The organism is Streptomyces sp. NPDC031479 (assembly GCF_055581065.1).
This window is the reverse complement of sequence record NZ_JBVIKC010000015.1, coordinates 105,131-124,820: the sequence shown is the minus strand read 5'-3', so window position 1 is coordinate 124,820 and position 19,690 is coordinate 105,131. Positions and strand designations below refer to the sequence as shown.

Genomic DNA, 19,690 nt, shown 5'->3' with positions numbered 1-19,690 from the left:
ACAGCCCGCGAAAATAGCTTTCAAGGGTGAGCCAGAACGCGAAAGAAACCTTCACCTCCGCACCGGCACCCTCACCGGCCAACGATCCGGCCCCCGACCCGGCCCCCGCGCCCGCGCCCACCCCCGCCGCCCTGCGGGCCCGGATCCGCGGGCTCGGAGCGTCCATGACACCGTCCGCGCAGGTCGTCGCCGAAGCCGTCGCCGCCGATCCCGCCGGGTGCTCCCGGCTCACCGTCACCGCCCTCGCCGAACGCACCGGCACCAGCGAGGCCACCGTCGTCCGCACCGCCCGCCTCCTCGGCTACCCCGGCTACCGCGACCTGCGCCTGGCGCTGGCCGCGCTCGCGGGCCGGCAGGAGTCCGACGAGGCCCCCGCCGTCACCGCCGGCATAGCCGTCGACGACCCGCTCTCCGACGTCGTCGCCAAGCTGGCCCACGAGGAGGCGCAGACCCTCGCCGACACCGCCGCCGCACTCGACCTGGCGCAGCTGTCCGCCGCCGTCGACGCCCTCACGACCGCCCGCCGCATCGACGTCTACGGCGTCGGCGCCTCCGCCCTCGTCGGCCAGGACCTCGCGCAGAAGCTGCTGCGCATCGGCCTGATCGCGCACGCCCACCCCGACCCCCACCTCGCCGTCACCAACTCCGTCCAGCTCCGCCCCGGGGACGTGGCCGTCGCCGTCACCCACTCCGGCGGCACGGGCGACGTCATCGACCCGCTGCGCCACGCCTTCGAACGGGGCGCGACCACCATCGCCGTCACCGGCAGCCCCTCCTCCCCCGTCACCCACTACGCCGACCTCGTCCTGGCCACCTCGGCCGCCCGCGAGAGCCGGCTGCGCCCGGCCGCCATGTCGAGCCGGACCAGCCAGCTCCTCGTCGTCGACTGCCTGTTCGTCGGCGTCGCGCAGCGCACCTACGAGACGGCCGCGCCCGCGCTCGCCGCGTCCTACGAGGCCCTCGCCCCCCGCCACCGCGCCACCGCGCCCCGTACCACCCGCCAGGAGTCCCGCCCATGACCGCGTACGCCGCCCTCCGCGCCCAGCTCGACAGCCTGACCACCGAGGCCTTCCGCCCCGAACTCGCCGACATCGACCGGCTCCCCACCCTGGAGATCGCCCGCGTCATGAACGCCGAGGACGCCACCGTCCCGGCCGCCGTGGCCGGCCGGCTGCCCCAGATCGCCGCCGCCGTCGACGGGATCGCCGCGCGCATGGCCCGTGGCGGGCGCCTGGTCTACGCGGGCGCGGGCACCGCCGGCCGCCTCGGGGTCCTGGACGCCAGCGAGTGCCCGCCCACCTTCAACACCGATCCGGAGCAGGTCGTCGGCCTGATCGCGGGCGGCCCCACCGCGATGGTCAAGGCCGTCGAGGGCGCCGAGGACTCCGCGGAGCTGGCCGCCGCGGACCTCACCGCCCTCGGCCTGACCGCCGACGACAGCGTCATCGGCATCTCCGCCTCCGGCCGCACCCCGTACGCGGTCGGCGCCGTCGAGTTCGCCCGCTCCCGCGGCGCGCTCACCGTCGGGCTGTCGTGCAACGCCGGCTCCGCCCTCGCCGCGGCCGCCGAGCACGGGATCGAGGTCGTGGTCGGCCCGGAGCTGCTCACCGGGTCCACCCGGCTGAAGGCGGGCACCGCCCAGAAGCTCGTCCTGAACCTGATCTCGACCGTCACGATGATCCGCCTCGGCAAGACGTACGGGAACCTCATGGTCGACGTGCGCGCCTCCAACGAGAAGCTGCGCGCCCGCTCCCGCCGCATCGTCGCCCTGGCCACCGGCGCGCCCGACGCGGAGATCGAGGCCGCCCTCACCGCCACGGACGGCGAGGTCAAGAACGCCATCCTGGTGATCCTCGGCGGAGTCGACGGCCCCACCGCCGCCACCCTGCTCACCGCCTCCGGCGGCCACCTGCGCGCCGCACTCGCCGCGACCCGCTGAACCCCACCCGTACCGCTGGACCCTGCCCGCTCCCCCGACGCAAGGCGAACCACCACCATGTCCACTGACAAGAACCGCGCCACAGCCGCCGCGATCCTTCCTCTGGTCGGCGGCCCGGACAACATCACCTCCATCGCACACTGCATGACCCGCCTGCGCATCGCGCTGCGCGACCGTTCGCTCGTCCGGCACGAGGAACTCAAGGCCCTCCCGGCGGTCATGGGCGTGGTCGAGGACGACACGTACCAGATCGTGCTGGGGCCGGGAACCGTCGCCCGCGTCACCCCCGAGCTCGAGGCCCTGGTCGCCGAGGCCCGCACCGAGGCCGCCCCGGGAGCCGCCGCGGCCCCGCACCCCTCCGTCACCTCGGCCGAACTCGCCGACCGGGGAACGGCGCTGAAGGACGCCCAGAAGGCCCGCAACGCCACCCCGTTCAAACTGTTCCTGCGCCGCGTCGCGAACATCTTCGTCCCGCTGATCCCCGCCCTCATCGGCTGCGGGATCATCGCGGGCCTGAACGGCATGCTCACCAACCTCGGCTGGTTCCCGGCGCTCGTCCCCGCCCTCGCCGCGATCGCCTCCGGCTTCATGTCCCTGATCGCGGTGTTCGTCGGCCACAACACCGCCAAGGAGTTCGGCGGCACCCCGGTCCTCGGCGGCGCGGTCGCCGCGATCATCGTCTTCCCCGGGGTCGCGAAGATCGACGCCTTCGGCCAGCACCTCTCCCCCGGCCAGGGCGGCGTCCTCGGCGCGCTCGCGGCGGCGCTGCTCGCCGTCCAGGTGGAGAAGTGGTGCCGCAAGCGGGTGCCCGAGGCCCTGGACGTGCTGGTCACACCCACCCTCACGGTGCTGGTCTCCGGCCTGGTCACCCTCTTCGGCCTGATGTTCCTCGCCGGCTCGGTCTCCAACGCCATCGGCACCTTCGCCACCTGGCTGCTGGCCACCGGCGGCGCCTTCGCCGGGCTGGTGCTGGGCGGGCTCTTCCTCCCCCTGGTGATGCTGGGCCTGCACCAGGCCCTGATCCCCATCCACACGACCCTCATCGAGCAGACCGGCTACACGGTGCTCCTGCCCATCCTGGCCATGGCGGGCGCGGGCCAGGTCGGCGCGGCCATCGCCGTCTACTGCCGGCTCCCGCGCAACCGCTCGCTGCGCACCACCATCAAGTCCGCGCTCCCGGCCGGTTTCCTGGGCGTCGGCGAGCCGCTGATCTACGGGATCTCCCTGCCGCTGGGCCGCCCCTTCATCACCGCCTGCGTGGGCGGCGCGGCGGGCGGGGCCTTCGTGGGCCTCTTCAACCAGCTCGGCATCGGCTTCGGCTCCACCGCGATCGGCCCCTCGGGGTGGGCCCTCTTCCCGCTGCTGGACGGCACGGCGGGCATGGGCGCGACCGTCGCCGTCTACGCGGGCGGCCTCGCCGTCGGCTATCTGGTCGGCTTCGCCGCGACCTACTTCTTCGGCTTCACCCGGCAGATGCTGGCCGAGCTCGACACCGACCCGGACCAGGCGGCGGACACACCGGCCGCCGGTCCGCAGAAGCAGCCGGTGCCGGCGTAGAAGGGGCGCCGGGGCGGCGGCGCTCATGCGCCGCCGCCCCGGACGTTCAGGACCGCGGGCTGCCGGGCGTTGTTCGCCACCCAGTCGAAGCCCGCGATGATCCCCGACCAGGCTCCGCGGTTGTCACAGCCCAGGACGCGGACGCTCACCAGGTTCACCTTGCGCGCGACCCCGAAGGTCGTGCCGCCCACCGTGCCGGCGACGTGCGTGCCGTGGCCGGCGCAGTCCGCGCCGTTGCGGCCGTCGCCGACCGCGTCGAAGCCGCGCACCGCACGGCCCCCGAAGTCGGGGTGCCCGAAGTCGATGCCGCTGTCGACGATGTACGCCGTCACGCCCTGGCCGCTGGTGTTGGCACTGAAGTCGTTGTCGAGCGGCAGGCGGCGCTGGTCGATCCGGTCCAGGCCCCAGGAGTGCGCGGGATCGGCGGGGTGGGCCGCGCCCGGCACCGGCGGGGGTTCCCGGGGGGCGGCCCCCGGTTCATCGGGTCGCCCCCGGAGCCGGCTCGAGCCGCCCGCCTCCGCGTGGCCGAAGGCCCGCGCCGCGCGTCACGGGCCCGCCGCACCGACTGCCGAAACGATCATCCGCCGCTGTCGCCCCCCGTCCGCGCCCCCGCGCACGGCCCTGAAGAATCCACCCGTACGGGCGACCCGGAGCACCCTGTGCCGAGGTCACGGCCCGCTCCGGCGCGGTGGTCCCCGCGCGCACCGGGTCCCGGCACCGGACGCCCCTACGGGTCCGCGTTCCCCGCCTCTTCAGCCCCGGTACACCTGCAGCTGCGAGACCTCGTAGGACATCCGCGTCAGCTCCGGGCCGGGCGCCGGGTGGTACCGCCCGGCGGACACCGACAGGTTCACGATGAGGTACGCGCGCCAGCTGCGCCCCACGCCCCGGCGGTCGGAGAAGACGCGCGTGCCGTTGACCCACCAGACGACCGAGGTCCTGCCGAACTCGACCTTCAGGTCGACCCAGGCTCCGGGCCGGACGGCGGGGTCGCGGTAGTAGCGGTGTGCCTCGCGGACGTGGTTGGAGAGTTCGAGCAGGTCGGGGTTGTCCGGGTGGTACTCGAAGACGTCGATCTCCTGGCCGCCGTCGCGCCAGGTCCAGATCGCGGGCCAGGCCCCCGTCTCGGCGGGCAGCCGCACGCGTGCCTCCAGCACGTCGCCGGTGCGGACCATGAACCCCTCGTCGCTGCCCTCGGTGGTGAGCAGTCCGGTGTCCCAGTTCCCGTCGGGGCGCAGGGTCGCGAGGAAGGTCCCGCCGCGGCTGTAGGCGGGGTCGGCGACGAGGTGGTCGAGCTTGTTGTCGCCCGGGTTGACCGGGCCGCCGTTTGGATAGGCCCAGGAGCGGCCGGCCACCCACTGGGTGGTCGAGGTGAAGTCGGCGGTGAAGGCGGGGGCACGGCGCGGGGCGAGCCCGGGCAGCCCTCCGCCTCCACCTCCGGGAGCGAGGCGGCGCGTCAGGCGCCGCAGCCATCCGAACGTTTCCGGTTCCATACAGGCGTTGTGCCCGCTCAGAGGCAACTCACACTGGCATTCTCACGCAGAGTAATCATACGATCGCACTGCGCTGATGAACTCGCGGACCAACTCCGGGGACTTCACCCCGCGCTCCGCCTCGACCCCGCTGGAGACGTCCACGCCCCAGGCCCCGGTCGCCGCCACGGCATCGCGCACGTTGCCCGGGTTCAGCCCGCCGGCCAGCAGCCAACGGCCCTCGGGGGCCGCGAATTCCGCCGAGCCCCAGTTCCAGGGCTTGCCGGACCCCGGGTCGGGCGCGTCGATCAGCAGCAGGTCCTCCCCGTACTCGCCGCAGCGCTCCACCCGCGCGGCCGTGGCCCGCAGCAGGGTCCGGCCGGGCGCGCGCAGCGCCTCGTAGTGCGCCGGCGGCTCGTCCCCGTGCAGTTGCACGCCGCGTACGCCGCTCTCCTCGGTGAACCGGCGCACCTCCTCGACGGACTGCCCCCGGAACACCCCGACGGTGAGCACCCCGGCGGGCACCCGCGCGGCCAGCTCGCGCGCCGCGCCCGCCCCGATGGTCCGGGGGCTGCCGGGCGCGAACACGAACCCGACGGCATCGGCCCCGGCCTCCACGGCCACGTCGACGTCGCGGGCCGTCTTGAGCCCGCAGATCTTCACGAAGAGATCGCTCATACCCCCAGTCAACCAAAGCCCCCCGATCGGCGGCGCCCCGTCTCGACACCCGGGCGCGACCCGGCCACGCCCCACTAGGGGGTGTCTGACGCCCAGTGCACGGCCTCGCACGCGGAGGAGAACGGTGACGACCATGACCGAACGGGCCACGCCGATACAGCGGGCGGCACCGCAGACGTTCGAGACGCTCCTGCGCACGGTCGAGGAGATGGACACGCCGGACGGCTTCAAGGCCGAGCTCATCCGCGGGAAGATCATCGTGTCGCCGTGGTCCAGGCTGCGTTACCTACGGGGCATGCGTTCGTTGCGGGAACAGCTCCAGATCCACGCACCCGACCGGCACGTCGCGGAGACCGCGCCCTTCCTCTTCCGCTTCTCGGCAGCGGAGGGCGCCTACGCACCCGGCCTCTTCGTGGCGGACGAATCGGCCTTCGAACCTGGTCGTCACCATGTAGGACTCCGAGATCACCTGCTTCCGGGATCCTTCCCCGCCGGATACCGCTCCCGTAGGACGGTGACCTTCGGCGAGGCCCTGCCCGTACCCCGGCCGTTCGGCTTCGCGATCGACACGAGCGGCTTCCAGGCCACCGGGAAACGCCCGAGGGCGGCACCCCCCGCAGGGAGTGCCGCCCTCGTTCGAGAACAGCCGATCAGCCGGGGGCCGATCAGAAGTCCATGTCACCGCCCGGCATGCCGCCGCCCGCGGGGGCACCGGCCTTCTCGGGCTTGTCGGCGATGACGGCCTCGGTCGTCAGGAACAGCGCGGCGATCGACGCGGCGTTCTGCAGCGCGGAGCGCGTGACCTTCGCCGGGTCGATGATGCCCTCGGCGATCATGTCGACGTACTCGCCGGTGGCGGCGTTCAGACCGTGGCCGACGGCCAGGTTGCGCACCTTCTCCACGACGACGCCACCCTCGAGACCACCGTTGACGGCGATCTGCTTCAGCGGGGCCTCCAGCGCGAGCTTCACGGCGTTGGCGCCGGTCGCCTCGTCACCGGTGAGCTCCAGCTTCTCGAAGACCGAGGAGGCCTGCAGCAGGGCCACGCCACCACCGGCGACGATGCCCTCCTCGACGGCCGCCTTCGCGTTGCGAACGGCGTCCTCGATGCGGTGCTTGCGCTCCTTGAGCTCGACCTCGGTCGCGGCACCGGCCTTGATGACGGCCACGCCGCCGGCCAGCTTCGCGAGGCGCTCCTGGAGCTTCTCGCGGTCGTAGTCCGAGTCGGAGTTGTCGATCTCGGCGCGGATCTGGTTGACGCGGCCCTGGACCTGGTCGCTGTCACCGGCACCGTCGACGATGGTGGTCTCGTCCTTGGTGATGACGACCTTGCGGGCGCGGCCGAGCAGGTCGAGACCGGCGTTCTCCAGCTTGAGGCCGACCTCCTCGGAGATGACCGTGCCGCCCGTGAGGATGGCGATGTCGCCGAGCATGGCCTTGCGGCGGTCACCGAAGCCCGGGGCCTTGACGGCGACGGACTTGAAGGTGCCGCGGATCTTGTTGACGACCAGGGTCGACAGGGCCTCGCCCTCGACGTCCTCGGCGATGATCAGCAGCGGCTTGCCGGACTGCATGACCTTCTCCAGGAGCGGCAGCAGGTCCTTGACCGAGCCGATCTTGGAGTTGACGATCAGGATGTACGGGTCGTCCAGGGACGCCTCCATACGCTCCATGTCGGTCGCGAAGTAGGCCGAGATGTAGCCCTTGTCGAAGCGCATGCCCTCGGTGAGCTCAAGCTCCAGACCGAAGGTCTGCGACTCCTCGACGGTGATGACGCCTTCCTTGCCGACCTTGTCCATGGCCTCGGCGATGAGCTCGCCGATCTGGGTGTCGGCGGCGGAGATGGAGGCCGTGGAAGCGATCTGCTCCTTGGTCTCGACGTCCTTGGCCTGCGCGAGCAGGGCGGCGGAGACGGCCTCGACGGCCTTCTCGATACCGCGCTTGAGGGCCATCGGGTTGGCACCCGCGGCCACGTTGCGCAGACCCTCGCGGACGAGAGCCTGGGCGAGGACGGTGGCGGTGGTCGTACCGTCGCCGGCGACGTCGTCCGTCTTCTTGGCGACTTCCTTGACCAGCTCGGCGCCGATCTTCTCGTACGGGTCCTCGAGCTCGATCTCCTTGGCGATGGAGACACCGTCGTTGGTGATCGTGGGGGCGCCCCACTTCTTCTCAAGGACGACGTTGCGACCCTTGGGGCCAAGGGTGACCTTGACGGCGTCGGCGAGCTGGTTCATGCCACGCTCGAGACCGCGCCGGGCCTCCTCGTTGAACGCAATGATCTTGGCCATCTGAAGTGGTCCTCCCGGACAGGGGTGGATTGCTCCGGACCGCGCCCGCGCCCGCGACGGACGGCCTGCGGAGCCGGCGGTTCCTTCCCGCCGGACCCGTCGGGCCTCACCGACCCGGTCCTCGTCTTAGTAGCACTCTCACCGGGAGAGTGCTAACGCCAATGATTAGCACTCGACCCCCGCGAGTGCAAGCGGCTTCGGGCAATGCCGGGCGGCTTCCGGCCTGGTTCGCGGGGCGACGCACGAGGGGCCCGCATCCCGTGTCCGGGATGTGGGCCCCTCGTGCGTCTGTTGCGTCGGTGGTCGATCGCGCTCGGTCTCAGCCGGCAGCAGCGAGCTTGACCATGTCCGCCTGCGGACCCTTCTGGCCCTGCGAGATCTCGAACTCGACCCGCTGACCCTCTTCAAGGGTGCGGTACCCGTCCATCTGGATGGCGCTGTAGTGGACGAACACATCCGCACCACCGTCGACCGCGATGAAGCCGTAGCCCTTCTCCGCGTTGAACCACTTGACGGTGCCCTGAGCCATGCCTAACTCCCCTATTACTGGCCCTTGCGCGGTACCGCACTTCGCGGTCCCGGGTCAGAACTTGCGCCGGAACGCCTCGACCGGGGCTGAATGTATCCGCACCGCTGCTGTCTGCAACAGGTCAATCCGACGAGAATTCTGGACACGCGGAAACATAGAAATAGAGTGAAAATTTGGCATATGGCCGGGCAACTCGGGCCAGACAATCTTCGCCAAAGCCCCAAAGGGCGCACGCATGTTGACTCAATGTCAACCCTCACGGGGCCGGCTCATATGCGGCGGGCAAGAGCACCGGAGGGGACTTCCCCAACTCTACCGCGCCCAATCAAGCAGAATTGCCCCCTCCGCTTATTAGCGGAGGGGGCAATTCTGCTTTTCGGGGTCTCAGCCGCCCGCGACGGCCGGAATGATCGAGACGCCGGCGCCGTCCGGCGTCGCCGCCTGCAGTCCGCCCTCGAAGCGCACGTCGTCGTCGTTGACGTAGACGTTCACGAAGCGGCGCAGCTTGCCCTGGTCGTCCAGGACGCGCGCGGCGATGCCCGGGTGGTTCTTCTCCAGGGACTCGATGACCTCGGCCAGGGTCGAGCCCTCGGCCGGGACCTCGGCGACGCCGCCGGTGTAGGTGCGCAGGATGGTGGGGATGCGGACGTTGACGCTCATGGCGCTACCGCCTTTCCGGGAGTCGTGGGAAGGGTCAGGCCAGGCCGGCGGCGCGGAACGCGTCCAGGCTCGGGCGGATGGTGGCGGTCTGACCGCTGTCCGCGGCCACCGCCTCCAGGGTCTTGAGGCCGTCACCGGTGTTCAGGATCACGGTGGTCAGCGCCGGGTCGAGCTGCCCGTTCTCGATGAGCTTCTTCGTCACGCCGACGGTCACGCCGCCCGCGGTCTCGGCGAAGATGCCCTCGGTCTGCGCCAGGATCTTGATCGCCTCGACGACCTGGGTGTCGTCGACGTCCTCGACGTAGCCACCGGTGCGGCGGGCGATGTCCAGGACGTACGGGCCGTCCGCCGGGTTGCCGATGGCCAGCGACTTGGCGATGGTGTCCGGCTTCTGCGGGCGGACCACGTCGTGGCCGGCCTTGAAGGCGGTGGAGACCGGGGAGCAGCCCTCGGCCTGGGCGCCGAAGATCTTGTACGGCTTGTCCTCGACCAGGCCGAGCTTGATCAGCTCCTGCAGGCCCTTGTCGATCTTCGTCAGCTGGGAGCCGGACGCGATCGGGATGACGATCTGGTCGGGCAGCCGCCAGCCGAGCTGCTCGCAGATCTCGTACGCCAGGGTCTTGGAGCCCTCGCCGTAGTACGGGCGGAGGTTGACGTTGACGAAGCCCCAGCCCTCGCCCAGCGGGTCGCCGATGAGCTCGGAGCAGAAGCGGTTGACGTCGTCGTAGTTGCCCTCGATGCCGACGAGGTCGCCACCGTAGACACCGGCCATGACGACCTTGCCCTGCTCCAGGTCGTGCGGGATGAACACGCAGGAGCGGAAGCCGGCGCGGGCGGCCGCGGCACCGACGGCGCCGGCCAGGTTGCCGGTGGAGGAGCAGGACAGGGTGGTGAAGCCGAAGGCGCGGGCCGCCTCGACGGCGATGGCCACGACGCGGTCCTTGAAGGAGTGCGTCGGGTTGCCGGAGTCGTCCTTGACGTACAGCTTGCCGGTGACGCCCAGCTCCTTGGCCAGGTTCCGGGCGTCCACGAGCTTGGTGAAGCCGGGGTTCAGGCTGGGCTTGGAGGCCACGTCGGCGGGGACGGGCAGCAGCGGGGCGTAGCGCCAGATGTTGTTCGGGCCGGCCTCGATCGCGGCGCGCAGCGCCTCGGGGTCGCCGAGCGGCAGGTCGTAGGCGACTTCCAGCGGGCCGAAGCACTCGACGCACGCGAAGATCGGGCCGAGCTCGAAGCGGGTGCCGCACTCGCGACAGGAGAGGCCGGTGGCGGGTCCGAGATCGACGGAACCGAGGTCGGTAGAGGTGGCGACAGTCTGTGCAGCCATGACGGCGAGGCCCTTTCTCCTCATCTTCCCCATGGCGCACTTCGCCATGAGACGGAATTGGCACCTTCCCTAGCCGGGGACCTCGCGGGGGTGCGTGTGAAAACGCATCGCGAGAACCGACTGGAGGGTTGCCGGGGCTTCAACGGGCCGTGTCCCTCTGCCCCTCTGGATGAGCGGTATGGCACCGGCACACGCGCTCTGAGGCGCGCCGGTGCGTTTGTGCGCGGGGACCCCGGCATGCCGTGGTCCGTCGCGTTGTTCAAGACTGTAACCGAAGGGCAGGGCGGTTGAGACAGCCGTCCGAACCGCGAGATGGATCGCATATCGGCCGATATCGCCGAGGGCCACCGAGGAACCAGGGAGTGCTGAGGGTGCTGGATGAGGTGGAGCGCTGGCTGGCAGACCGCTCCTGGTCCGCCGCCGACCGACCGCTCGACCAGCTGCTCGACCGGAAACGGGCGGCCGGGACGACGGTCAGCGTGGTGCTGCCCGCGCTCGACGAGGAGGCGACGGTCGGGGAGATCGTGGAGGTGATCCGGCGCGATCTGATCGACGGCCTGCCCACTCCCCTGGTCGACGAGCTGGTGGTGGTCGACTCCGGATCCACCGACCGTACGGCGGAGGTCGCGGCCAAGGCCGGTGCCCGGGTCGTGCACCGGGACGCGATCCTGCCGCGGATCCCCGCGCTGCCCGGCAAGGGCGAGGTGCTGTGGCGTTCGCTGCTCGCCACCACCGGTGACGTGGTCTGCTTCGTCGACGCCGACCTGCGGGACTTCTCGTCGTCTTTCGTCTCCGGGATCGTCGGCCCGCTGCTGACCGATCCGCAGGTGCAGTTCGTCAAGGCCATGTACGACCGCCCGCTCGCGGACGCCCCCGGCCAGGGCGGCCGGGTGACCGAGCTGGTCGCGCGCCCCCTGCTCAACCTGCACTGGCCGCAGCTGGCCGGCTTCGTTCAGCCGCTCGGCGGCGAGTACGCCGTACGGCGCTCCCTGCTGGAGCGCCTCCCCTTCCCCGTCGGCTACGGCGTCGAGCTGGGCCTGCTGGTGGACGCGCTGCACACGGTCGGGCTGGACGCGCTGGCCCAGGTCGACGTCGGGGTCCGGCTGCACCGGCACCAGGACGGGCGGGCGCTGGGCCGGATGGCCGCCGCGATCTACCGGACGGCGCAGGTCCGGCTCTCGCGTGCGCACCTCGTGCGACCGGAGCTGACCCAGTTCGAGCGGGGGCCGGACGGGTTCGTTCCGCGCACCTACCCGGTGGACACCGAGGAGCGGCCGCCGATGGCGGAGATCAAGGAGTACGCGGGCCGCCGCGTCGCTTGACGGCCGCCGGAGCGGTGCCGCACACGAGTTTGAGCAGGGGCGGGCCGGGCTAGGTTCGCCCCATGGCTTCTCAGGTACTCGTCGCCGCGAACCGCGGCCCGCTCTCCTACGTCCTCTCCGACGACGGCACGCTCAGCGCCCGGCGCGGCGGGGGCGGGCTCGTCTCCGGCCTGTCGGCGGCCCTCGCGAAGCAGCCGGAGGCCCTCTGGATCTGCGCGGCCCTCTCCGGCGCCGACCGGGAGGCGGTGCGCCGGGGCACCTCCGAGCCGGGGGTGCGGATGCTGGACATCGACCCGGCCGTGTACGACGGCGCGTACAACGGCATCGCCAATTCGGTGCTCTGGTTCACCCACCACCACCTCTACGACGTCCCGCGCGAGCCGGTCTTCGACGCGGCGTTCCGCCGGCACTGGGAGGCGTACGTCGCCTACAACCGGGCCTTCGCCCGGGCGCTGGCCGAGGAGGCCGCCGAGGGCGCGCGCGTCCTGGTGCAGGACTACCACCTGGCCCTGGTCCCGGGGCAGCTGCGCGAGCTGCGCCCCGACCTGCGGATCGCGCACTTCACGCACACCCCGTGGGCGTCTCGCGAGTTCATGGACATGCTCCCGGACGACATCCGCTCCCAGCTGGTGTGGGGCATGCTCGGCGCGGACCAGCTGGGCTTCCACGCCTGGCGCTGGTCGGTGAACTTCATCACGGGGGCCAACGCGGACGACGCGACCGGCATCGCGGAGTCGTCCCTGCCCAGCGGGGTCCCGGAGCGCGGGGTCTGGCACCGCAGGGCGGTCGCCGACGGGCGCTACGGCCCGAAGCGGTTCACCGAAGTCCGGCAGTACCCCCTCGGCGTGGACGCGGACGACCTGCGCGCGCTCGCGCACCGGCCGGTCGTGGACGAGAGGCTGGCCGCGCTGCGGGCGGAGGTCGCGGGCCGCATGACGATCGTCCGCGTGGACCGCACCGAGCTGTCGAAGAACATCCTGCGCGGGCTGCTGGCCTACCGGGAGCTGCTCGTCACGCACCCCGAGTGGCGGGAGCGGGTGGTGCACCTGGCCTCCGCGTACCCGTCCCGGCAGGACCTGGCGGTGTACCGGGCGTACACGGACTCGGTGCGGGAGCTGGCGGCGGAGATCAACGAGGAGTTCGGGACGGCGGACTGGCAGCCGGTGCTGGTGTCGGTCGAGGACGACTTCGCGCGCTCGCTGGCGGCGTACAGGATGGCGGACGTGGCGCTGGTCAACCCGGTGCGGGACGGCATGAACCTGGTCGCGAAGGAAATCCCGGTGGTCTCGGAGGACGGCTGCGCGCTGGTGCTGTCGACCGGGGCGGGGGCGCACGAGGAGCTGAAGGGCGACGCGATCACGGTGAACCCGTACGACGTCACCGCGACGGCCGAGGCCCTGCACGAGGCGCTGTCCATGCCCCGGGCGGAGCGGGCGGAGCGGACGAAGCGGCTGGCCGCGGCGGCCACGGCGCTGCCCCCAGCGGCCTGGTTCGAGGCTCAGCTGGCGGCGCTGGCCGGGGCCTGAGCGGGGGCGGGCGCGGTCGCGGGCCGCGGGCCCGGGAGGCACAGGGCGAGGGCTCCGAGGAGGAATCCGTAGCAGGAGACCAGGCCGTGGCCGTTGGCCTGGGCGAACCACAGGACGAGGCCGAGGACGGGCACCCCGGCGGCGAGCAGCAGCTCCTTGGCGCGGCCGGCGCCCGCAGCGTCCGCACGGCGGGCGCGCAGGGCGCGGAGCAGGAGGGCGGCGGCGAGGGTGGCCCCGAGGAAGTAGGTGGCGCCGGAGCTCCCGGCGAAGTTGCGGGGGTCGGTGCTGTGGTGGCCGCCCACGCCGAGCAGGGCGTCGAGGTGCTCCGGCAGGAGGATCCCGGCGAGGAACAGGGCCAGGGTGCGGGGCGCTCCCCAGAACCAGTCGGCCAGCGCGGCGACGGCGGCGAGGGTGGCGATGTTCCAGGCGCCGCCGAGGAGGCCGCCGTTCTGCATGAACACGGCGGTGACCACCCGCCACCACCCGCTCTTCGCGGGGTCGTCGTCGAGGGCGTCCATGGCCCCGGACCAGCACAGCTGGGTGAGGACCCCGGCGAGGGCGAGTGCGGTCAGGGCCACCGCCGCCCAGGGGGTACGGCGCCCGCGCAGGGTGTCCCGGCCCAGGAGGTCGAGGCCCCCGTTGAACATCATCACCATCAATGCCGCCGTGGTCGCGTTGAACACGATCGCGCCCATCGCCGCCACCCCCCTCCGGTCGTCGTGGGATGACAGTAGCGCTCCGGACGGGCACTTTCAAACAGTGTTAGAAAATGGGCGTAGGCTGTCCCCGTGAAGCTGACGAAGGAACGCATCATCGACGCGGGCATGGCGGAGTTCGCCGAGTCCGGCTACCACGGCCTGTCCATGCGGCGCGTGGCCCAGCGGCTCGACGCGAAGGCGGGCAGCCTCTACTACCACGTGCCCAGCAAGGGCGTCCTGGTCCGGCTGATGGCGGACCGGGTGGCGCGGCAGGCCTACAATGCCGGCACCGCCGCACTGGCCGCGCTGGATCCCGGCGCGGGCTGGCAGGAACGGGTGGAGGCCCAGGCCCTCACCTTGCGCGACGGCATCCGGCGCCACGCCGGGGGCGCGGTGATGTTCGCCGACAGCCCGAAGGTGCTCAGCACCGGGGCCCTGTCGGTGATGGAGCGGCTGCTGGAGACCCTGCGCGCGGCCGGCGTGCCGGAGGCGGACTGCGCCGTCGGGGCCGACGCGCTGCTCAGCCACCTCACGGGCTTCGTGCTCCAGGAGCAGAGCGACTCCCCGGAGGCGCCCGTCGGGCCCGAGGACGTCGCCGCGCTGCTGGAACGCTTCCCGCTGACGGTGGCCGCCGCCTCGGCCCACGGGGAGGACGAGAAGTTCCTGCTCAGCGTGCGCCTGATCTGCGCCGGCCTCGCGACGCTGATCCCCTGATCCGCCGGTCCCTTGGTCCCCTGATCCCCCCGATCCCCTGGTCCCGTACTGCCCGCACGGGCGGCTCCCGGGCCCGGCGGGTCAGGGGGTGGGGAGGGCCCCGGCGAGGGTCGCGAGGAAGGCCGTCACGGCGGCCGGGCCCGGGAGGACGAGGTCGGCGCGTGCGGCGAGTTCCGGGACCTCCGCGGAGCCGCTGCACACCAGCAGCCCCGGCAGCCCGTCGGCCCGGCGCTTCTCGACCGCCGAGAACGCCGCGAGGTCCCCGAGGTCGTCCCCCGCGTAGAGCACGGCCCCGGCCTGCCGCTCCTCCAGGAACTCCGTCAGGGCGACGCCCTTGTCCATGCCCGGCGGACGCAGCTCCAGCACGGCCCGGCCGGGCTCGACCATCAGCCCGTGGCGGGCGGCGAGCTCCGCGAGGGGCTCCCGCAGGGCGGCGAACGCCGCCTCCGGGTCCTCGGCCCGCCGGGTGTGCACGGCCAGCGCGCGGCCCTTCTCCTCGATCCAGGTCCCGCGCCACGCGCCGATGGCGTCGAGGAAGCCCGGCAGCTCGGCCCGTACGGCGGCCACTCCGGGGTGTTCGGCGGGGGCGTGCACGATGCCGGTGACGGCGTCCCAGCGCTCGGCCCCGTAGTGGCCCAGGACGACGAGGTGTTCCAGACCGGGTACTCCGGCGAAGCCGCCGTAGCGGACGGCGACCCCGGCCGGGCGGCCGGTGACCACGGCGACGGCCTCGACCCGCGGGGCGAGCGCGGCGAGCGCCGGTACGGCGTCCGGGTGCGCGCGGGCCTGGTCCGGGTCGGGGACGATCTCGGCGAGGGTGCCGTCGAAGTCGAGGGCGACGACGGCGTTGCGCGGTGTGCGGAGGAGGGCTTCGAGTCCCTCGCGTCCGGCTGCGGTGGCGGGCACGGGCATCGGCAGGTCGTGCGGATGGCTCCCCATGCAGACGACCCTACCGGCGACGCCCGGACGCGCCCACCCCTTCGCGGACAGTCGCCTACCGCCGGGCCCGCTGGGCCTCGCGGATCCGCCGGAGCCGGTTGACGGTGCCCGGTGCGTGTTCGAGCGCCCGTGGATCGTCCATCAAGGCGTTGAGCAGCTGGTAGTAGCGGACGGGGGTCAGTCCGAGCCCCTCCCGTATCGCCCGCTCCTTGGCGCCGGGCCCGGGCCAGGTGCGGCCTTCGTACGCGAGCACGGCGGCCTCCGTGGCCGTCAGCCGCCCGTCGTCCGTCATACGGCCAGATTAACGCCGCCCGCCGACAGCGGCCCCGCGCGGCCCCGCGCGGGGGCACCGGTGGCGGGCGGCGCCGGCTCAGTGGTCGCCGTCCGCCTTGCGCGCGCTCGTCGCGATGTCCTCCAGGACCTTCTCGGGCTGTCCGCCCGGCTGGACGACCTGTCCGATCTTCTGCTTGATGTCCTCGCTGACCCCGGCCCAGGACTTCTTGCCGACCGGGTAGAGGCGGGACGTCGGCAGGGCGGCCAGGAAGGTCTTCAGCTGGGCCGCCGAGCCGCCCGTGCTCGCATCCATGGCCCGGTAGCCGCTGGTGGTGACGGGCAGCAGGTCGTACATGGACGTGAAGGCGGTCACGTTCTTCGCCGAGTACAGGTGGTCCAGGAACTTCCCCGCCTCCTTCTTGTGGCCGTTCCTGAAGGCCATCACCCAGTCCGCGACGCCCATCGCGGAATGGTCGGCGCCGTCGGTGGTCGGCATCGGCACCATGCCGAACTTCACGCCCTTGCCCGCGGCCTGCTTGAGCAGGGTGGGGTGGCCGTTGAGCATGCCCACCTCGCCGCGGGTGAAGGCGTCGAAGGCGGCCTGGCGGTCCAGCTTGCCCGGCTCGACCGGGCCGGTCAGGCCCTGCCCGACCATCTTGTCGCGCAGGAACTCGAAGGACTTCACGTTCTCCGGGGAGTCGATCGCGTACGCCTCCTCGTTGTCGGTGTAGCCGCCGCCGCCCGCGAGCATCCACATCATCGACTCGGCCTGCGCCTCCTCGCGGCCCAGCGGCAGCGCGAAGGGGGTGGGCACGCCCGCGCCCTTGAGCTTCTTGGCGGCCGCCTCCAGGTCCGCCCAGCTCTTGGGCTGCCAGGGGGTCGAGCCGTCCTTGGGTATCACTCCGGCGTCGCCGAGCAGCTTGGTGTTGTAGAAGAGCAGCCGGGTGCTGGCCACGAAGGGCATTCCGTACTGGACCCGCTTGACCTTGCCCGCGTCGGCGAGCGGTGCGAGGAAGTCGGCCTCGGTGTTGACGGAGAGCAGCTCGTCGGCGGTGTAGAGCTTGCCCGCCTCGGCGTAGTCGGCGTAGGCGCCGATCTGCGCGATGTCGGGGGCCTTGCCCGCCTTGACCATCGCGGCGACCTTGGCGTCGACCTCCGACCAGGAGTAGACGCTGACCTCGACGTGCACGCCGGGGTTGTCCTTCTCGAAGGAGGAGGCGAGGCCCTTCCAGTAGGTCGCGGAGGAGTTCTGCGGATTGTCGCCGTAATCGGCCGCCACGACCCGCAGGGTCACCTCGTTGTCCCCGCTGAGACCCGACACGGTTCCACAGCCCGTCAGCGTCGCCGTCAGGCACAGTGCGGCCCCGGTAGCGGCCAGGCTCAGGTAACGGCCCTTCACGGTTCTCGATCCACCCCTTTTTGTACGTACGATTCGACGTAAGGTCTACACCACTTTGACGGCTCCTCCACATCCGGAACGGCGTGGCGCCCGGACTGTGTCCGGACCGTATCCGGACCAAGGTCCCGAATTTGTATGGCGGCTCAACAATCCCCTCAATGGACTAGACCTTTCCCTCCCGAGCACGCGAGACTGTCTCCTGTGAAACCCGTGAAACACGTCATCGCCCTCGATGTGGGCGGCACCGGGATGAAGGCCGCCCTCATCGCCCGGGACGGCAACCTGCTGCACGAGGCGCGCCGCGCCACCGGCCGCGAGCGGGGCCCCGAAGCCGTCGTCGAGACGATCCTGGACTTCGCCGACGAGCTGCTGCGCCTGGGCCTCGAACGCTTCGGCACGACCGCCTCCGCCGCCGGAGTGGCCGTCCCCGGCATCGTCGACGCCGAACGGGGCATCGCCGTCTACGCGGCCAACCTCGGCTGGCGCGACGTCCCGCTGCGCGCGCTCCTCGGAGCCCACCTGGGCGGCGTCCCCGTCGCCCTCGGGCACGACGTCCGCACCGGCGGGCTCGCCGAGGGCCGCATCGGCGCGGGCCGGGGTACCGAACGCTTCCTGTTCGTCCCGCTCGGCACCGGCATCGCCGGTGCCATCGGCATCGCCGGCCGCATCGAGGCCGGCGCGCACGGCTACGCGGGCGAGATCGGTCACATCGTGGTCCGTCCCGGAGGTCCCGCCTGCGGCTGCGGCCAGCACGGCTGCCTGGAGACCCTGGCGTCCGCCTCCGCCGTCTCCCGCGCCTGGGCCGCCGCCTCCGGCGACCCGGCGGCCGACGCGGCCGACTGCGCCAAGGCCGTCGAATCCGGCGACGCGCGCGCCCGCGAGGTCTGGCTCACCGCGATCGGCGCCCTCGCCGACGGACTGGTCACCGCGATCACCCTGCTGGACCCGAGCACGCTGATCATCGGTGGCGGGCTGGCCGAGGCGGGGGAAACCTTGTTCACACCACTTCGGGCGGCCGTCGAGGAGCGCGTGACGTTCCAGCGGCTGCCCGAGATCGTTCCGGCTGCCCTCGGGGACACCGCCGGATGCCTGGGCGCAGGGCTGCTCGCCTGGGACCTACTCGCCACGGAGGTACCTGCCTGATGTCCGGAAGCGCACACAGCACCGTTCTCTCCGGCGCCAGGGTGGTGCTGCCCACCGGGACCGTCGCGGGAGGCCGGGTCATCGTCGAGCGCGACCGCATCGCGGGCAGCGCCCCCGAGGGCGCCGGGATCGTCGACCTGTCCGGGCACTGGATCGTCCCCGGCTTCGTGGACATGCACAACCACGGCGGCGGCGGGGCCTCCTTCACCTCCGGCACCCCCGAGGAGGTCCTGCGGGGCGTACGCACCCACCGCGAGCACGGCACCACCACCCTCGTCGCCTCCACCGTCACCGGCGACCTCGACGAACTGGCCCGGCGCGCCGCCCTGCTCGCCGAGCTCACCCAGCAGGGCGAGATCGCCGGCGTCCACTTCGAGGGCCCCTTCATCAACCCCTGCCGCAAGGGCGCGCACAAGGCGGACCTGCTCCGCGACCCCGACCCGGCCGAGGTCCGCAAGCTGGTCGACGCCGCGCACGGCACCGCCCGGATGTTCACCCTCGCCACCGAACTGCCGGGCGGACTGGACTCCGTACGGCTGCTGGCCGAGCACGGGGTCATCGCCGCGATCGGCCACACGGACTCCACGTACGACCAGACCCGCCAGGCCATCGACGCCGGCGCGACCGTCGCCACCCACCTCTACAACGCGATGCCCGGCCTGGAGCACCGCGCCCCCGGGCCGATCGCCGCCCTGCTGGAGGACGAACGGGTCACCGTCGAGCTGATCAACGACGGCACCCACCTGCACCCGGCGATGCTGGAGCTGGCCTTCCACCACGCCGGCGCCCACCGCGTGGCGCTGATCACCGACGCCATGGACGCGGCCGGCTTCGGCGACGGCACCTACCACCTCGGCCCGCTGGAGGTCGAGGTCAAGGACGGCGTCGCCCGCCTCGTGGAGGGCGGCTCCATCGCGGGCTCCACCCTGACCCTGGACACCGCCTTCAAGCGGTCGGTGACGGTCGACCGGCTGCCCGTCGAATCCGTGGTCCAGGCGATCTCGGCCAACCCGGCGAAGCTCCTCGGCCTCTACGGCGAGGTCGGCTCGCTGGAACCGGGCAAGTACGCCGACCTGGTCGTCCTCGACGCCGCGTTCGACCTCAAGGGCGTCATGCGGCGCGGCGAATGGATCGTCAACCCGCTGTCCTGAGCGGCCTTCCGGCGGTACGGAGCACGGCGGCGGGCCCTCGGGACTGGGCCCGCCGCCCGGTATTTGGCATGATCCCGG

The 19,690-nt window shown here is 72.2% G+C and carries 18 protein-coding genes, 1 pseudogene and 1 riboswitch; of the genes and pseudogenes, 8 read left to right on the top strand and 11 right to left on the bottom strand.

Annotated elements, in window-relative coordinates; genetic code table 11:
- The first annotated feature begins 131 nt into the window (after window positions 1-131).
- The 3 genes from ACZ5D2_RS19065 to ACZ5D2_RS19055 are packed head-to-tail and all read left to right on the top strand — an operon-like array spanning window position 132 to window position 3,496.
- Window positions 132-1,019: a MurR/RpiR family transcriptional regulator gene (locus tag ACZ5D2_RS19065; RefSeq protein WP_468930684.1), complete on the top strand. Its 888-nt coding sequence runs from the start codon at window positions 132-134 to the stop codon at window positions 1,017-1,019.
- The gene (gene murQ / locus ACZ5D2_RS19060) at window positions 1,016-1,939 is read left to right on the top strand and encodes an N-acetylmuramic acid 6-phosphate etherase (protein WP_371677382.1); all 924 of its coding nucleotides are present in this window, start codon (window positions 1,016-1,018) and stop codon (window positions 1,937-1,939) included. Before ACZ5D2_RS19065 ends, murQ begins: the two co-directional genes overlap by 4 nt.
- 57 nt (window positions 1,940-1,996) lie before the next feature.
- Window positions 1,997-3,496: a PTS transporter subunit EIIC gene (locus ACZ5D2_RS19055; RefSeq protein WP_371677383.1), complete on the top strand. Its 1,500-nt coding sequence runs from the start codon at window positions 1,997-1,999 to the stop codon at window positions 3,494-3,496.
- Window positions 3,497-3,525: 29 nt separating this feature from the next.
- On the opposite strand, the pseudogene ACZ5D2_RS19050 reads toward ACZ5D2_RS19055, so the two are convergent.
- The 7 genes and pseudogenes from ACZ5D2_RS19050 to thrC all read right to left on the bottom strand — a co-directional run.
- Window positions 3,526-3,939 (bottom strand): annotated as a pseudogene (locus tag ACZ5D2_RS19050) (S8 family serine peptidase); the annotation flags it as partial.
- A gap of 309 nt (window positions 3,940-4,248) precedes the next feature.
- Window positions 4,249-4,989: a LamG domain-containing protein gene (locus ACZ5D2_RS19045; protein ID WP_371677384.1), complete on the bottom strand. Its 741-nt coding sequence runs from the start codon at window positions 4,987-4,989 to the stop codon at window positions 4,249-4,251.
- Window positions 4,990-5,031: 42 nt separating this feature from the next.
- On the bottom strand, window positions 5,032-5,646 hold the full coding sequence (locus tag ACZ5D2_RS19040; protein WP_371677385.1) for a phosphoribosylanthranilate isomerase: 615 nt from the start codon (window positions 5,644-5,646) through the stop codon (window positions 5,032-5,034).
- 665 nt (window positions 5,647-6,311) lie between these two features.
- A complete protein-coding gene (groL, locus tag ACZ5D2_RS19035) occupies window positions 6,312-7,934 on the bottom strand; it encodes a chaperonin GroEL (RefSeq protein ID WP_266840732.1) in 1,623 nt (540 codons plus the stop codon).
- A gap of 319 nt (window positions 7,935-8,253) precedes the next feature.
- Window positions 8,254-8,463, bottom strand: a complete 210-nt coding sequence (locus ACZ5D2_RS19030) for a cold-shock protein (protein ID WP_030232479.1) — start codon at window positions 8,461-8,463, stop codon at window positions 8,254-8,256.
- A 384-nt stretch (window positions 8,464-8,847) separates the two neighbouring features.
- Entirely contained in the window at window positions 8,848-9,123 is a 276-nt protein-coding gene (locus ACZ5D2_RS19025; protein ID WP_371677386.1) for a MoaD/ThiS family protein, read from the bottom strand.
- A gap of 34 nt (window positions 9,124-9,157) precedes the next feature.
- Window positions 9,158-10,447 carry a threonine synthase gene (gene thrC, locus ACZ5D2_RS19020; protein ID WP_371677387.1) on the bottom strand — a complete coding sequence of 430 codons (1,290 nt, stop codon included), beginning with the start codon at window positions 10,445-10,447 and terminating at the stop codon, window positions 9,158-9,160.
- A gap of 17 nt (window positions 10,448-10,464) precedes the next feature.
- Window positions 10,465-10,623: riboswitch (SAM riboswitch) on the bottom strand.
- A gap of 195 nt (window positions 10,624-10,818) precedes the next feature.
- On the opposite strand from thrC, the gene ACZ5D2_RS19015 reads away from it, so the two are divergent.
- Both ACZ5D2_RS19015 and ACZ5D2_RS19010 read left to right on the top strand, forming a co-directional pair.
- Window positions 10,819-11,769, top strand: a complete 951-nt coding sequence (locus tag ACZ5D2_RS19015) for a glucosyl-3-phosphoglycerate synthase (RefSeq protein ID WP_468930590.1) — start codon at window positions 10,819-10,821, stop codon at window positions 11,767-11,769.
- A gap of 62 nt (window positions 11,770-11,831) precedes the next feature.
- Complete coding sequence (locus ACZ5D2_RS19010; RefSeq protein ID WP_371677389.1) at window positions 11,832-13,295, top strand: alpha,alpha-trehalose-phosphate synthase (UDP-forming); 1,464 nt, start codon at window positions 11,832-11,834, stop codon at window positions 13,293-13,295.
- Here the strand turns inward: ACZ5D2_RS19010 and ACZ5D2_RS19005 are convergent.
- Window positions 13,268-13,990 carry a hypothetical protein gene (locus ACZ5D2_RS19005; RefSeq protein ID WP_468930586.1) on the bottom strand — a complete coding sequence of 241 codons (723 nt, stop codon included), beginning with the start codon at window positions 13,988-13,990 and terminating at the stop codon, window positions 13,268-13,270. The genes ACZ5D2_RS19010 and ACZ5D2_RS19005 overlap by 28 nt on opposite strands.
- 93 nt (window positions 13,991-14,083) lie before the next feature.
- On the opposite strand from ACZ5D2_RS19005, the gene ACZ5D2_RS19000 reads away from it, so the two are divergent.
- Window positions 14,084-14,707: a TetR/AcrR family transcriptional regulator gene (locus ACZ5D2_RS19000; protein ID WP_468930583.1), complete on the top strand. Its 624-nt coding sequence runs from the start codon at window positions 14,084-14,086 to the stop codon at window positions 14,705-14,707.
- Window positions 14,708-14,788: 81 nt separating this feature from the next.
- Here ACZ5D2_RS19000 and otsB read toward each other — a convergent pair whose 3' ends face one another.
- The 3 genes from otsB to ACZ5D2_RS18985 all read right to left on the bottom strand — a co-directional run bounded on the left by otsB (window position 14,789) and on the right by ACZ5D2_RS18985 (window position 17,318).
- Window positions 14,789-15,646, bottom strand: coding sequence for a trehalose-phosphatase (otsB, locus tag ACZ5D2_RS18995; RefSeq protein ID WP_371677392.1), 858 nt, complete (start codon window positions 15,644-15,646; stop codon window positions 14,789-14,791).
- Window positions 15,647-15,701: 55 nt separating this feature from the next.
- Window positions 15,702-15,938 (bottom strand): DUF3263 domain-containing protein, encoded by a 237-nt coding sequence (locus ACZ5D2_RS18990; protein ID WP_030232458.1) that lies wholly within the window; start codon window positions 15,936-15,938, stop codon window positions 15,702-15,704.
- 78 nt (window positions 15,939-16,016) lie between these two features.
- Window positions 16,017-17,318 carry an extracellular solute-binding protein gene (locus ACZ5D2_RS18985; protein WP_468930578.1) on the bottom strand — a complete coding sequence of 434 codons (1,302 nt, stop codon included), beginning with the start codon at window positions 17,316-17,318 and terminating at the stop codon, window positions 16,017-16,019.
- Window positions 17,319-17,528: 210 nt separating this feature from the next.
- On the opposite strand from ACZ5D2_RS18985, the gene ACZ5D2_RS18980 reads away from it, so the two are divergent.
- Window positions 17,529-18,461: an ROK family protein gene (locus ACZ5D2_RS18980; protein WP_468930681.1), complete on the top strand. Its 933-nt coding sequence runs from the start codon at window positions 17,529-17,531 to the stop codon at window positions 18,459-18,461.
- Window positions 18,461-19,612: an N-acetylglucosamine-6-phosphate deacetylase gene (gene nagA, locus ACZ5D2_RS18975; RefSeq protein WP_468930575.1), complete on the top strand. Its 1,152-nt coding sequence runs from the start codon at window positions 18,461-18,463 to the stop codon at window positions 19,610-19,612. Before ACZ5D2_RS18980 ends, nagA begins: the two co-directional genes overlap by 1 nt.
- Window positions 19,613-19,690: the final 78 nt, after the last annotated feature.